This is a genomic window from Sorangium sp. So ce448 (genome assembly GCF_051520915.1).
Lineage (GTDB): Bacteria > Myxococcota_A > Polyangia > Polyangiales > Polyangiaceae > Sorangium > Sorangium cellulosum_B.
This window is the reverse complement of sequence record NZ_CP150343.1, coordinates 1,214,855-1,230,128: the sequence shown is the minus strand read 5'-3', so window position 1 is coordinate 1,230,128 and position 15,274 is coordinate 1,214,855. Positions and strand designations below refer to the sequence as shown.

General features: G+C 67.5%; 8 protein-coding genes. 5 read left to right on the top strand and 3 right to left on the bottom strand.

What is annotated here, in order from left to right; genetic code table 11:
* The first annotated feature begins 282 nt into the window (after positions 1 to 282).
* Positions 283 to 2,451 (top strand): alkaline phosphatase D family protein, encoded by a 2,169-nt coding sequence (locus WMF45_RS04540; protein ID WP_437715738.1) that lies wholly within the window; start codon positions 283 to 285, stop codon positions 2,449 to 2,451.
* A 36-nt stretch (positions 2,452 to 2,487) separates the two neighbouring features.
* Here the strand turns inward: WMF45_RS04540 and WMF45_RS04535 are convergent, their stop codons facing one another.
* Both WMF45_RS04535 and WMF45_RS04530 read right to left on the bottom strand, forming a co-directional pair.
* On the bottom strand, positions 2,488 to 3,879 hold the full coding sequence (locus tag WMF45_RS04535; RefSeq protein WP_437715737.1) for a multicopper oxidase family protein: 1,392 nt from the start codon (positions 3,877 to 3,879) through the stop codon (positions 2,488 to 2,490).
* A gap of 192 nt (positions 3,880 to 4,071) precedes the next feature.
* Positions 4,072 to 5,619 (bottom strand): right-handed parallel beta-helix repeat-containing protein, encoded by a 1,548-nt coding sequence (locus tag WMF45_RS04530; protein WP_437715736.1) that lies wholly within the window; start codon positions 5,617 to 5,619, stop codon positions 4,072 to 4,074.
* A 654-nt stretch (positions 5,620 to 6,273) separates the two neighbouring features.
* Here WMF45_RS04530 and WMF45_RS04525 point away from each other — a divergent pair.
* From WMF45_RS04525 to WMF45_RS04510, 4 genes are all read left to right on the top strand, one after another.
* A complete protein-coding gene (locus tag WMF45_RS04525) occupies positions 6,274 to 8,022 on the top strand; it encodes a DUF1592 domain-containing protein (RefSeq protein ID WP_437715735.1) in 1,749 nt (582 codons plus the stop codon).
* Between the two features lie 4 nt (positions 8,023 to 8,026).
* Complete coding sequence (locus WMF45_RS04520) at positions 8,027 to 9,499, top strand: DUF1552 domain-containing protein (protein ID WP_437715734.1); 1,473 nt, start codon at positions 8,027 to 8,029, stop codon at positions 9,497 to 9,499.
* Positions 9,500 to 9,771: 272 nt separating this feature from the next.
* Positions 9,772 to 11,727, top strand: a complete 1,956-nt coding sequence (locus tag WMF45_RS04515; protein ID WP_437715733.1) for a protein kinase domain-containing protein — start codon at positions 9,772 to 9,774, stop codon at positions 11,725 to 11,727.
* A gap of 8 nt (positions 11,728 to 11,735) precedes the next feature.
* The gene (locus WMF45_RS04510) at positions 11,736 to 13,439 is read left to right on the top strand and encodes an ATP-binding protein (RefSeq protein ID WP_437715732.1); all 1,704 of its coding nucleotides are present in this window, start codon (positions 11,736 to 11,738) and stop codon (positions 13,437 to 13,439) included.
* A gap of 70 nt (positions 13,440 to 13,509) precedes the next feature.
* Here WMF45_RS04510 and WMF45_RS04505 read toward each other — a convergent pair whose 3' ends face one another.
* A complete protein-coding gene (locus tag WMF45_RS04505; protein ID WP_437715731.1) occupies positions 13,510 to 15,222 on the bottom strand; it encodes a S53 family peptidase in 1,713 nt (570 codons plus the stop codon).
* Between the last annotated feature and the right edge of the window lie 52 nt (positions 15,223 to 15,274).

Sequence of the window (15,274 nt, the reverse complement as noted above, 5' to 3'; positions counted from 1 at the left end):
GTCCTCGGACAGGACGCACGAGCACGCGACGTCTTGTCTATCACGCCTGAGCACGCCTGACCACGCCTGACCACGCCTGAGCACGCCTAGCCATGCCTGACGACGCGCAGCCGCGCTTGACCCCCGCACGTCAACGCTCGGCACGTATGTTGGCACACACACTTGCCCCACTCGCCGGACGCCGCACTTTGCGCTTTACAGGCGTGACCGGCAGCGCGCGAAGCGGCGAGGTCCACGAGGAGATTGACATCAGCGAAAGTTCCAGGATTCCCTGATCGCCCGATGCTGAAGCGCAGAGATTTCCTTCGAGCCACGCTCGTCACCGCCGGCGCGCTGGTCGTCCCGGCCTGCGGCGGCGATCCCGAGACGATCAACCCGCTCAACGACGAGCGCGAGCTCGCGGACGGGTCCGAGTACTTCCCCCAGTCGGTCGCCTCCGGCGATCCGCGCCCCGGCAGCGTCGTCCTGTGGACCCGCGTGCAGGACGGCGCAGCGGATCTCGATCTCGAGGTCGAGGTCGCGACCGACGCCGGCTTCGCGCAGCGGGTGGCGCTCGACGCCGGACAGGCGAAGGTGAAGGCGCTCGCGAGGCACGATCACTGCGTGAAGGTGAAGGTCCGCGGCCTCGCGGCGGGCACGGTCTACTACTACCGCTTCATCTACGTGAAGGGCGGGACGAGCTACGTGTCCCGCGTGGGGCGCACCAAGACCGCCCCGGCCGAGGAGGCGGACGTCAAGGTCCGCTTCGCCTACGTGTCGTGCCAGGATTACGTGGGGCGTTACTACAACACCTACCTGGCGCTCGCCCAGGAGGAGCTCGATTTCTTCGTCCACCTCGGCGATTACATCTACGAGACGGACGGCGATCCGAGCTTCCAGATCACGACCGGGCGCCGCGTCGTCTTCACCGACCTGGCCGGCAGCATCTCCCTCGGTGACGGCGACGGCGCCTACCACGCGGCGAGATCGCTCGATAACTACCGGGAGCTCTACAGGACGTACCGCTCCGACGCGAACCTCCAGAAGGTCCACGAGAGCTTCCCGATGATCGCCACGTGGGACGATCACGAGTTCTCGAACGACTGCTTCGGCGCCACGGCCACCTATTTCGACGGCCGGCAGGACGAGACCGACACGGACCGGCGCAAGGCCGCGAACCAGGCCTGGTTCGAGTACCAGCCCGTCGATTACGGCGACGTCGAGCTCGACCCGGAAGCCTCGCTCCCGGAGGAGTTCCGCATCTACCGCGACTTCGTGTTCGGCCGGCACGTCCACCTGGTGATGACCGATCTGCGCAGCTACCGGCCGGATCACCTCATCCCCGAGGACGCTTTCCCCGGCAGGGTCGCGCTCGATCAGCCGACGCTCGTGGCCGAGCTCGGGGAGGTCCCCGCGGCCGCCCTGCCCTACGTGGACGTGGAGACCTACGGCGACGGCATCTATGCGCCGATCCTCACCGGGGCCGCGGAGACCGTGGGTTACGACCCCGCCGAGGTGACGGGGAAGATCAGCGTCGCCTTCATCAACGAGATCGTCGCCGCCGCCAACGAGGGCCTGCCGGAGGACACGCAGATCCCGCTCATCGACGCCGCGGAAGCGGGCCTGGAGCGGGGCATCGCCTACGTGGATTTCGGCAAGATCAACGCGTACGGCATGATCGGCAGCCGCTACTTCACGGCCAAGGACACCTTCGATATCTACGCTGCCATCCGCTACAAGGAGACGGAGGGCGCGAGCGAGGCCATGATGGGCGCCGAGCAAGAGGCCTGGTTCCTCGACACCATGGAAGGGTCGAAGGCGACATGGAAGGTCTGGGGCAACGAGTTCTGCCTCGTCCAGCTCGCCGTCGATCTCAGCCCCTATCCCCTCCCCGCCCAGTTCAAGCGCAGCTTCTACACGACCACCGACGCCTGGGACGGCTTCCGCAACAAGCGGGACGAGCTGCTCGAGAGGCTCGTCGGGCTGGGGGGCGTCGTGGCGATCACCGGCGACGTCCACGCCTTCTACGCGGGGACGCCCGGACCGAGCGGCGATCCCACGAAGAAGATCGTCGAGCTCGTGGGCGGCGCCGTCTCCTCGGCGTCCTTCCGCGAGATCCTGACGAGCCAGGTCGCGAGCGATCCGACGCTGCGCGCGCTCCCGGGCGCCGCGGCGCTCGCCCTCACCATCGACTCGCTGCTCACGTCGCCCGAGACGAAGATCAACCCGCACCTCGCCCACGCCAACAGCAACGCCCACGGCTATGTGGTGGTCGAGGCGAGCGGGCAAGAGCTCGTCGCCGACATGCGGAGCATCAAGGCCACCGAAGCGCAGACCGACTACTCGGGAAGGATTGGCGATCTGAAGATCACCAGCAAGCGCTTCCGCACCCTCCCCGGGGAGAGCGAGCTCTACGTGGACGACGGCGGCGCCTGGAAGCGCTGGGATGCCACGACGCAGGCGTGGGTCTGACGCTCAGCAGCCGTCACACCTCATCGAAGGGACGGTTCACGGCATCAGGTGGAGCATCGCCATCATCCCCAGATCCGCGTGGTCGAGGATGTGACAGTGGAACATCCACATGCCGGCGCGGTCGTCGAACGGGATGGCGATCCGCACGGCCTTTCCAGGAACCAGGTTGACGGTGTCGTGCCATGCGCGCACGGGCGGCTCGGCGCCGTCGATGTCGAGCACCTGAAAGAAGAACCCGTGCAGGTGGAACGGGTGATCGTAGTTGGTGGTGTTCGTCAGCGTCCAGATCTCGACCGTGTTCGTCTTCGCAGAGAACATGAGAGAGCCGTCCGTGTGGCCGTTGATCCCGAGCACCGCTCCGTCGGCATCGCCCTGCTCCATGAACTCCACCGCCTGTCGTTGCGCTCCCGTGGTGTCGATCGCGGCGATCTCGGCCAGACGCTCGGGAAGCGGCGGTGCGCCGCTCCCCGGAGGCTCGTCGGCCAGCTCGAGACGCATGAGGTCCTTGGGATCCGCCTCCTTCGGTAGGTGGAATCGATTCGCGTCGAGGAGCGGGATCACCACCGGCTCGCCCTCGACGGGCAGCAGGGTGAGCTCCACGCGCTCCCCCGGGGCGAGCCTCACCTCGTCCACGGGTAACGGCCTCTCCGAGAGGCCCCCGTCTCCGCCGATGAGCACGAGCGGCTGGCCCGGCACGGTGAAGCGGAAGTAGCGGCTGCGCGCGGCGTTGACCACCCGCCAGCGCTGCGGAACCCCCTCCCGCGCGGCGACCGTCGGCACGATCTTCCCGTTGACCAGGACCGTCCCGCCCTCGCGCCCGAAGTAATCGCCGAACCATCCGCTCTCGTCGGCGGGGGTGAGCGAGCCGTCTTCCTCGATGCCGATCTCGCTCATCACGAGCAGCAGCTCGTCGCCGAGCGGCGCCTCCTCCGCAGCATCCTCGACAACGAACGCGCCGTAGAGGCCCGCACCGACCTGGGCGCTCGAGCGAAGGTGCGGGTGGTACCAGAACGTGCCGGCGTCCGGCACGGTGAAGGAGTACTCGAAGCCCTCGCCCGGCTCGATGGGCTTCTGCACGTGCTGCGTCCCATCCATGGCCGCCGGCACGCGCAGACCATGCCAGTGGATCGTCGTCGCCTCGGGAAGGTGGTTCTGGAACTTCACCACCACGCGGTCGCCCTTCTTCGCGCGGATCGTCGGACCGGGGAGCATCCCGTTGTAGGTCCAGACCTCGGTCGTGAGCCCCGGGACCACCTCGATCGCGGCCACCCTGGCCTCGAGGTGCACCTCGACCACGTCGGGCGCAGGATCGTGATCCTCGGCATCCGGCAGCCGCAGCGCGTCGTCCCAGCCCGCCGGCTGCCGGAGGTCCGGCGGCGCCTCTTCGGCGCCGCACCCCGCGAGCGCGCTCACGAGCGACAGGATCACCGCAATCTCTCCCGCAAAGCGTGCCGGGGACACGCATCCTTTGCGCCTTGCGCGGGGCAAGGCGCATCCGATCCAGCGCATGCGCCGCCCTCTGCAAGGCGCGATCCCTCACGGGCGAGCCGACCTGGGTTGTGTGGGGTGACCCCGCGGGCCGTGGAGTGAGCCTCGCCGCGGGACTGAACGGCGCGGGGGCTACCGCCCGAATGCGCCGATCGTGAGGGTCGCGCCGTCGTTGCGCGCCCTGGCCTGCTGGTGCGGCGTGTACTGGTGCTCGACCGGCGGGAGGCCGTCGAGCGAGGCGCCGGCGCCGATGAGCGGCGCGCTCGCGGCCGGCATGAAGTCGTGGTTTGCCGCCGACGCGAACGCCGGATCGACGCCGAAGATCGAGTCGTCCAGGCCGTCCACCTGCCCGATCACCTTCACCACCTCCCGGACAGGATCGAACGGCAGCCACCCGTTCGTCACCCAGTTCCCGGACAGGCTGAGGGCCCCGGCGGCCACGCCGTCGCGGTCCCCGAGGAAGGTGACCGCGCGGAGCTCGGTCGGCTCCAGGCTGCTGGCGAACACGTTGTTGCGGGCGTCGATCTGCTCGTCGTTGGTCGAGGCCTCGAACATCGCCGAGCGATCGTAGTCCTCGTAGTTGTCGTTCCTGACGAAGACGGTGTTGGAGAAGAAGTGGAGCGTGCCCTTCCTGTAGTACTCGGTCTCGCCGCTGTCCCCGCCGTAGTGGATCATGGACGCGCCGTAGCCGTTGCGCAGGAGCACGTTGCCGTAAATGAACGTCTCGTGGAACGACGGCAACGCGACCGAGTCGGTCGCCTCCTGCGCGTCGACGAGGTCGATCAGGTGGGCGCCGTCCTCGATCCAGTTGTACCGGATCACCACGCCGGCCGAGCGCTCCTTGATGTTGTTGCCGTTGCCGCCGCGCGTGGGGCCGAAGCGGTTGAACTGGTAGATGACGTTCGAGGCCTCGTTGTAGACGTTGTGCTCGTTGTAATCCTCGAGGCTCCCGTTGTCGTGGATGTAGTTCGACTCGATGAGCACGTTCGTGGTCAGGATATCCCCGCCGGCCGTGCCGATGAAGAGGCCATTGGCGTTCTCGTGCACCTCGCAGGCGCGGATGGTCACGTGATCGCCGCGCTCCACGAAGATGCCGGCCGCGGGGTCCGAGTAGGCCGCTTCCGAGCCCGACTTGTCGGTGAAGCGGTGGGGGCGCGACGCGTTCTTGATCTCGAGGCCCTCGATCGTGATGTGGGTGGGCCCGAGCTCCCACGGGTCGTCGTGCTTGTGCCCGACGATGATGAGCCCCCGCACCTGGTGGCCGTCGAAGGGGAAATCGAGCTCGGGCCGGGTGGTCGCGTTCTCACCGTCGATCACCGGCAGCTCGCCGTTCGGCCCCGGGACGCCACAGAGCCGGATCGGTTGCTCCGCCGTCCCCTGGCCCCCGAGCATGATCTTCTCGTGGTACCCCTCGGCGCGCCAGAAGATGCGCACCGTGTCGCCGGCGGCGAGCGATTCGAGCGGGACGTCGCCGATCGCCTCGAATTCCTTGCCAGGGCCGACCTGGTAATCCTTGCCGCTTCCGACGTGGCTGCAATCGACGTGAATCGGCGGAATGTTCACGACGGGCGGAGGGAGCGGCGCCGGACCGCCGCCAGCCGCCGTTCCCGTCGTTCCGCCAAGCTCGCCGGTGCAGCCTGCGGCGAGGAGCAATCCGGTCACGCAAGCACGAAGCTTCACAGAATTCTCCACGATATGGGCCATAAAAGCTCCACTGTAATTTTGCAGATTGCGAGGCCTTCTCGCCTCAGTGCGGCAAGATGACACGCCGATGCACTTTGTCATGCGCCCGGACATTGCTGTTGTCGCATCTTCCGCCCCCAAGGTAGCAGGATGTAATCCAGACTCGCGCCGGACGTCGCTTTCGCGAAAGGCTCGCCGACGGGGCGTTCGTTACATCGAAGCCATCGAAACCATCGAAACCATCGAACCACCTTCCTTACATTGAACCATCGATGATAGCGGCGCTCCTGTGAGAAGAAGTTGAGCCGCCAAGCACGCCAAGGACGCCAAGAAGGGATTTTTCTCGCGCCTCCGAGGGTTCCTGGGGTCCTGTCGTCTCTCTTCAATCAACGGTCCTCGCGTCATTCGAGACGATGACGTAGGATATGCACACGGTGCATGAGCTCCATGCGGCCTGTGAGCTGGATCCCACCGATGAGTCAGTCGATTATCCACGATGGATGGAGGCCCCGGTTCGGCGATCGCTCGATGCCAATCCCCGGCGGACAGCGAACACGCAGCACAGCGTGGCTCGATAATTCCCGGGTGGTTCGAGTCGATGCCCCTGCGACCCAGTCCGCTGTGTTCAGCGACCGCGCGAGGACTGAAGCCATGAAGCGAACGAAGCCTAGCGGCGTGAAACCCCTCGAAGTTCTCGGTAGATTCACCGCGCCAGGGCGGCGCGCGACGGCGCTCGCCGGCGCGATTGTCCTCGCGGCGTCCCACCTGCTCTCGGGCTGCGTCGGCGACCTCGGAGGCGACCGCGGCGGGTCGCCGAGCGCGAGCGGGCTGGTCGACGTCGCTCCAGCGGGGATGCGCCGGATGACACCGGAGCAGTTCACGAGCTCGATGCGCGACCTGTTCGGCGATCCGGGGCTCGAGCTCGACCTCGACCCGGACGCGGGAGAGGTCGCCTCGCTCCTCGCCGTCGACAAGCTCAATGCCGCGGCGGAGGCGATCGTCGCGCGGCGCGCCTCGTGGGGGACACCGGTGTTCCCGTGCGACACGAGCGGCGCGGACGACGAGGCGTGCGTGGACGGCTTCGTGCGGACGTTCGGGCGCCGCGCCTTCCGGCGCACGCTCGACGAGGCCGAGGTCGCGATGCTCAAGGGCCAGTACGCCCGGGCGCGGAAGGAGCAATCGTTCGAGGACGCCCTCCTCGTGGTGCTCGAGACCATGATCCAGTCGCCCAACGTCTATTACTTCGTCGAGCTCGGCCGCGACGGGGACGGGAGCGAGCCGCTCGCCTCCGGCGTCCGTCCGCTCACGGGCTGGGAGCGGGCGTCGCGCCTGTCGTATTTCCTCTGGAACACGACGCCGGACGACGCGCTGCTCGACGCCGCGGAGTCCGGCGCGCTCGACACGGCGGAGGGCGTGCGCGCGCAGGCGGAGCGGCTCCTCTCGAGCGACCGCGCCCGCGCCACGGCGAGGCGCTTCTTCGCCGATTGGCTGGAGCTCGACGGCACGAACAAACACGCCTCGCTCGAGAGCGCGCCGAAGAGCCCCGAGATCTACCCCGAGGATTCCCCCGCGCTGCGCGCCGCCATGCGCACCGAGCTCGAGGCCCTCGCGGAGCGGGTGCTCTTCGAGGGGGACGGCAGGTTCGAGACGTTGCTCACGACGACGGACGCCTACGTGAACGGGCCCCTCGCCGCGCTCTACGGGGTGGAGGGCCCCGCCGACGAGCGCACGTTCTCGTGGGTCTCCCTCCCCCGCGATCAGCGCGCGGGGCTCTTCACGCGGGCGGCCTTCCTGAGCGTGTTCGGCAGCCTCGAGGTCAAATCGCCGATCCGCCGCGGCGCGTACATCCTGGAGCAGGTGCTCTGCCGCCCCCTCGGCCCGCCGCCCCCCAACGCGAGCGACGTGCCGGTCAAGGGCGGAGCCGTCGAGGAGAACGGCGAGGTGGTGCACAGGACGATCCGCCAGGACGTCGAGGCCAAGACGTCGAGCGGCGCCTGCGCGAGCTGCCACAGGACCATCAACCCGATCGGCTTCGCGTTCGAGCATTACGACGCGCTCGGGCGATGGCAGTCGCAGGAGGCGGGCGGGGACGCGGAGGCGCCCTACCTGCTCGACATCGACGCACGCGGCAGCCTCCCTGCGGTCTCTCCGGACGAAGAGGGCGTGGAGGTCGACGGCGGCGTCGGGATGTCGGCGGCCCTCGCGGCGAGCCCCGCGGCGCGCGCCTGCCTCACGAAGCGCTTCTTCCAGACGGCGCTCCGGCGCGTCCCGATCGACCAGGATCTCGCGTCGATCGAGGCGGCCACGCCGACGCCCGAGAGCGGCGGCAGCGTGCGTGATCTCATCGTCTCCCTCACGACCAGCAATGCCTTCTTGCACCTGCGCCAGATCGAGGAGTGAACCTATGAGCCGCGCCGCTTTCAGCCGAAGGAATTTCCTCCGCACCGCGACCGGTCTGTGCATCGCCCTGCCGCTGCTCGAGGCAACCCATGGGGACGTCTGGGCCGCGAACGGCAGGGCCAGGCGGTTCATCGTGTTCTTCAGCCACGGCGGCACGATCACGTCTCGCCACTCCTCCGGGGAGAAGGGGGATCCCTGGAAGCCGGGCGCCTGGAGCATGCTCGACCTCTGGGCGCCCGGCGGCGAGGGGTCGGCGCTCGATGTCCTCGGCGAAGAGATGGCGCCGCTCGAGGCCCACAAGGGCGACCTCACCCTGCTCCGCGGCGTCGACGACGCCGCCGGGATGCTCCAGGGAGACTACGGCGGGCACCACGGCTGCTCCAACGCGACCGTGCTCACCTGCGCCGATACGACCTCGGGAGGCGACGACGCCAGGGCGCTCGGCCCATCGATCGATCAGGTGATCGCGCAGCGGCTCGCCGGCGAGAGCCCGGCGCCGTTCTCGTCGATCGATCTCATGGTCGACGGACACAACTACGGAGAGCCGCTGTACAACGCGGCGGGCGAGCAGGTGTCCAGCGAGAAGGACCCGACGAGCGCCTTCGACCGGCTCTTCCAGGACGTCACGGAGACCGGGGCGGGTCCGACGCCCGAACAGCTCCGGCTCCGCGCCCACCGGAAGAGCGTCCTCGACGGCGTGAGCGAGCACCTCGCTGCCCTGAAGGGGCGCGTGAGCGCGGCCGACAGGCACCTGCTCGACGCGCACGCCGAGCACATCCGGAGCCTGGAGAAGAAGCTCGAGGGCATCTCCAACCTGGCGGCCTGCACGAAGCCGGATGTCGGCGGAGCGCCCGTGTACCAGGGATACGGCTCCTACACGGGAGGGGGAATCGAGGAGGCCGCTCCCCTGCTTGTCGACGTCCTCCTGCATGCGTTCCGGTGCGGTCTCACGCAGGTGGCCACCTTCCAGGTGGCCGACGTCCTGACGAGCTGGCTGCCCCAGCCGTACAGCACCGATCTCGGCCACAGCCTCGGCCACGCCGCCCTCGACGTCGGCCCGAGCGGCGCGGAGCCCGACAGGCTCGAGGACTGGCGCGCGACCATCCTCGCGAACCGCAACTGGCGCATGGAGCTCTTCGCACGCCTGCTCGACGGGCTGAAGAGCACCCCCGAGGGCGACGGCACGATGCTCGACAACAGCGTCGTGCTCTTCACGAGCGAGTTCGGGTGCGGCGGCGGGCACTCGCCCCGCGATATCCCCGTCCTGCTCGCCGGCAAGGCCGGCGGCAGGTGGCCGGGCGGCCGCCACGTCAACTACAACAAGCGCGCGAGCGCGGATCCCACCCAGTCCGAGTACGAGACCGACGTCTCGATGCACAACGTCTACACATCGATCCTGCGCGCCTTCGGCTACGAAGACGAGCACTTCGGCAACGACACGGCGTACAGGAAGGGCCCGCTCGCGGAGCTGCCGTGAGAGACGTACGAGGCGCCTTCAGCGCGCCCCGCTGCGGGGAAATGTCGCAGCAAGGCGCCAATTTCCGTTCGCGTCACAACATCCTTCTTGAACGCTCGGCCGGACGATTCCCACCCGGTCTCGCTGCTGGAAACCAGCGGGCGACACGGCGACCGCCTAGCGCGGCCGAGCCGCTGCAAGGGCGCGGTCCGGCGATGCCTCTTGGAGGGCTCGAACCAGCCTGATACAACGAGCTCGCGTGCTTCGCGCGTGAGCCGGACGCCCACATGATCATGTCGAATCGTACGATCGCACGGAAGTACACGCTGGAACGTGAGATCGGACGCGGAGGGATGGGCGTCATCTGGGAGGCGTTCGATCAGGTGCTCCGGCGTCCGGTCGCCGTCAAGGTGATGACGCCCGAGCACCTCACCTCCGACACCGCGCGACGCCGCTTCGAGCGGGAGGCGATGGCGATCGCCCGGCTCCGGAACGAGCACATCGTGCAGATATATGATTACGGCATCGACGAGGATTGCCCTTACATCGTGATGGAGCTCCTCGAAGGAGAGGACCTCGAGAGCAGGCTCGCCCGGGAGCAGCAGCTCTCGCCGTCGGCCACGCTCGCCCTGCTCCGGCAGATCGCCATCGGCCTGGAGGCGGCGAGCTCCGCGGGGATCATCCACCGCGATCTCAAGCCGGCGAACGTCTTCATGGCCCGGAAGGAGCCCGGCGAATGCGTGAAGCTCCTCGATTTCGGCGTTGTGTGGACGGTCTTCGAGGGGTCGGACGAAGACCAGCTGGCGGTGGCTGGCAGGACGATCGGAACGCCGGCGTACATGAGCCCCGAGCAGGTGCGCGCCGTCGTGCCGAACCATCTCAGCGATCTCTGGTCGCTCGGCGTCATCGCCTACAGGGCTCTCACGGGCCGGCTCCCCTTCACGATGAACGGGGTCGGGGAGCTGTTGATCAGCATCTGCACGGATCTATCCCCGCCGCCGTCGAGCGTCGTCCCCAGCCTGCGGCCCGAGTTCGACGGCTTCTTCGAGCGCGCGCTGGCGAAGGATCCGGCGCAGCGGTTCCAGTCCGCGCGCGAGTTCGTCGCGGCGTTCGCGGCGGTGAGCGAGGCCAGCAGCGGTCCCACCAAGATCCTCGTCGCCGACGATGAGCCCGACGTGGCGCTCATGATGAAGCTGCACTTCCGGCAGAAGATCCGCGACGGCGTCTACCAGTTCCTCTTCGCGGACAACGGGGAGTCCGCCCTCCGCGAGCTCCGGCGCCACCCCGATATCGACGTCATCTTGACCGACATCAAGATGCCCGTGATGGATGGACTCGCGTTCCTCGGGCACGTCCCGGAGGTGAACCCGTTCGCAAAGACGGTGATGATGTCCGCCTACGGCGACATGGGGAACATCCGGTCCGCGATGAACCAGGGCGCATTTGATTTCCTGCTCAAGCCGCTCGAGCGCGCCGATCTCGAGGCGACCATCGACAAGACCAGGAAACAGGTCGCGGAGCTGCGGAGGAACGCGCGCTCGGACGAGGAGAACAAGGTCCTCCGCCAGTACACGAGCGCGGCGTTGGTCGAGCGGCTCCGGGCGATAGGGCCCACAATCGCGCTCGAGAGCGAGACCCTCATGGCGACGGTGGCGTTCGTCCACATCTTCCAGTTCATCCCCGCCGCCAAGGCGATGCCGCCCGGTGAGGCCATGAGGCTGCTCAGGGCCAACTTCGAGATGATCGTCCCGGAGCTCCTGGCGAAGGGGGGCGTCGTGGACAAGTTTCTCGGCGACACGGTGATGACGGTGTTCCAGGGGCCGGATCATCTGTCGAGGGCGCTCAGCGCGTGCGTGGCCGTCCGCGCGCAGGTGGCGGCGGTGGCGCACCGCGCCGGCAAGTGCTCGTCCTACATGCGGCGGATCTGCATCGGCCTCTCCACGGGGCAGGTGCTCTCCGGCAGCGTCGGCTCTCAGGCCTACGGGCGGCTCGACTACACGGTGCTCGGCGAGGCGGTCAACGCCGCCGCGCACCTCGCCAGGACGGCGCTTCCCGGGGAGATCCTCATCGATGCAGCGGTCCGCGACGCGGCGCAGGGGCTGTTCGACTTCGAGCCGGCGGACGCGAGGAGCGTCTTGCCGGGAGGTCCGCCCCTGAACGCCTTCAACGTGGTTCGCCGCGGTCCGGCCGCCTCCCTCGCGGAGGGCGCGCCGACCGTCAGTGTTGCCACGACGACCACCATGCGATAGGTCGAGCCTTGCCGACGCTCATCTACAATCCCGGCGGTCCTGAGGAGCAGGCGTTCTCCATTGGAGACATTGCCATCACCATCGGCCGCGCGGACGATCAGGCGATCTGCATCCCGCACAGGAGCCTGTCCCGCAGCCAGGCGCGGATCGAGCCGTCCGAGGGCAGGTTCTTCATCGTCGACCTGCAGAGCAAGAACGGCACGTTCGTGAACGGCGCGCGGGTCCAGCGCAAAGAGATCCGGAGCGGCGACACGATCACGCTCGGCGATCTCGACCTGCTCTTCACCACGGACGGCGCCCCTTCGTCGGAGCCGTCGCTGCGACCGCAGGCGATCCGTCCGATGACACACACCGTCATCAGCAAGCTCATGCAGGAGAGCGAGCGCGGCGGTCCCGGCTCCGGGCCGCGGGCGGAGGCTCGGCTGCAGATCCTGATCGAGGTCGCGAAGCTGCTCCCGGTCTCCGATGACATCAACACCCTGCTCCACAAGATCCTCGATCTGATCTTTCAGATCCTCGACGTGGACCGCGGCGCCATCCTGCTCGTCAACGAAACGACGGGGAAGCTCGAGCGGCGCGCCGTGAAGACGTCGCTGCCTTTGCCTGACGATGAGCCGGTCTTCAGCCAAAACATCGTCGATTATGCGCTCCGCAAGAGCGTGGCGGCGCTCTTCGCCGACGCCGTTCTCGACCCTCGCCTCGACGCGGCGCGCTCCGTCGTCGCCCAGTCGATCCGCGCATCGATGTGCGTTCCGCTCAAGCCCAAGGACGACGTCATCGGGGTGCTCTACGTGGACAACCGCAGCGCGACACATGTCTTCACCGATGCGGATCTGGAGTTCCTCGTCGCGTTCGCCAGCCAGGCAGCCGTCGCCGTGAAGAACGCGTCGCTGTACCGGCGCCTCGAGCGCGAGACGGTGGAGCGCATGCAGCTCGTGCTGGACGCGAAGCTCGCGTCGCTCAGCGGCGTCGTGGCAGGCATCGCTCACGAGATCCGCAATCCGCTGAATTTCATGAACAACTTCGCTGATATCGCCGCCGGCGTGGCCGAGGATCTGAGCGAGGATCTGCGCGCGCAAGGGGCGCGGCTCGACCCTGGCGCGCTCGCGCAGATCGAGGAGAACCTGGGCCACCTGCGCGACAGCATGGCCCGGATCACCGAGCACGGCCGTCGCGCAGACGCGATCATCAAGGGGATGCTCCAGCACGCCCGGCGCCCGACGGGCGAGCGGGCGCCGGCCGACCTGAACGCGGTGGTGGACGAGAGCGTACGGCACGCGCGCGCCGGGGCCCAGGGCGGCGAGGCCGACGCGCACATCGTCACGGCGTACGATCCGGCGATCGGCCCGGTGGAGATGGCGGCGCTCGACATGGGGCGGGTGTTCCTCAACGTGGTCGACAACGCGCTGTACGCGATGCGGCAGAAGAAGCGCGAGCGCGGGGACAGCTACGCGCCCGAGCTGAGCGTCCGCACCGCGGACCGGGCGGATCACGTCGAGGTGCGCATCCGCGACAACGGGATGGGGATCCCGAAGACAGTCGCCGCGCGCATGTTCGAGCCGTTCTTCACGACGAAGCCGCCTGGCGAGGGAACCGGGCTGGGGTTGTCCTTGAGCCGAGAGATCGTGGTGCAGGGGCACCAGGGGACGATGCGCGTGGAGAGCGAGGAAGGGGAGTACACGGAGTTCGTGATCACGCTGCCGAAGCGCTGACCCCGCCGCGTCGACTCACCGTCATGCTGAGAGGCGCGACGCGGCCCGACAAGACGCAGAGAACCGCGTGTTACGTCGGAAGGACGACCTTGAGTGCGCCGAGAATCTCCACACCATTCGGGGAGCCGAGCCCGGTGCACGGATTCCAGAGCGCGCTGCTCGCGTGGTAGGCGCCGTTGCCTCCCTCGGTGATCGTCTTACAGAGGTTTCGCAGCTCCTTCTGTTGTCGGTAAAGACTCGCGTTGACAAATCCCACGCGTCTGCCGAGGGCGCTGTTGATGCGCGTGATGAGGGCGGCCCACATCGGCGCAGACGCGCTTGTCCCTCCGCCGACACCGGGATGGCCGTCGTAGAAAATTTCATAACCCGTCGAGATGTCTGCGTTCGCAGCGACATCGGGGACGCCCCGCCCAGGACGGCTCTGCACCACCCCGGCGACCCCGTCCACCCATTCGACCACGGTGACCTTCGGCACGTTGAAGCTCGCCTGATACGACGGGCAGTCGTTCAACTGACTGACACCTCCGCCGCTGGCGCCGCCGGGCATCATCATATTGAAATTCCCAAGCGGCACAACGAGCACCTCGGCCAAACGATTCCACACCACCTCCCGAGCATTCGCTTCGAGGCTCGTACCTCCGCAGCCGAGCACCAGCGGGGAAGAGGAGGGAAAGCTGGTCGTGGGAAGCATCGTGCTGCCCGTCGGCGTGCAGTCGCTGACAAACGGAACCAGGGAGCCCGTGTCCCCGGACGATGCGCAGATGGTGATGCCAAGCAGAGCGGCCTTCCTGAAGAGAAGGTTGAACGGCTCCTGCTCCTCCTTGCGAACGACCGTCGGTGGAATATCCCCCTCGAGCCCCGCAACGAACTCGGGGAACCCCCAGCTCGTCGACAGCACGGAAGGGCGGTTCACGGTGTCGAAGACCGCCTCGTTGAACACATCAAAAAAGTCCCTGAGCGAGAAATCTTCCGAGCAGGCATTGTAGACGACCGTTGTCGCCTCGGGGCACACCGACGCCGCCAGCTCGACATCGAGGGTAACCTCGAGGTTCGCCAACGCGAAGGAGCTAACCAACGGTCCGAGATTGATCTGCACTATCCTGGGCTCTATCCCCTGTGCTTCAAAGTATCGACTGAGGTCGCTGGTAGAGCAGCTTCCGGAGAGCTCGACGATCCCCAGTGTCTGACGCTCACCCTCGTTGGGCGGGTAGTTGTAGATACCCGCGACTTCTCTCGGTAAATACCTGTGCACACGGCCAGGGCCCGCCGCATCGTCGGGCGCAAGGCGCCGACAATAAGGCGCTGCGGGCAGGACCGTGTGCGACGTATTCAGTCCGTAGACCCAGAGAACGACATCGCGAAGCTCGCCCAGATCGAACGCTCCGGAGTGCTTCAAGCACTTCGAACCTCCGATCTCGACGTAGTCGAGATCATGGACCTTGAATGCGTGGCGCAGCTTCGGCAGCGAACCCATCAGCCTTACCACACCCGAGAGCTCGGCCTTCGCCCGCCAGTCCGGCGCTGGGAAAGTCAGCCCCCTGTGCTCGGCCCACGTTTGCACCCTGTCGAGGGTCTCCGAGGGGACGCCATACTTTTCCCTGTACTGTTCATAGGTGAGCGGCGTGCGCAGCCCGCCCTGGCACAGCTCTTCCTGCGACGGGAGCGGTTCGCCTTGCGGTGGGCAGAGGACGAGTATCACCGTCACTTGCGCGGCGGGCTCATGCCGCTTGCTCGCGTTCTTGTCGTGTCTGCAGGCATGTTTGTCCAGAAAGGCAGGACGCATAGGGACCGTGCTCCTTGGCTGGATGTCGTCGTTTTCGGCGGAGAGCCGTATT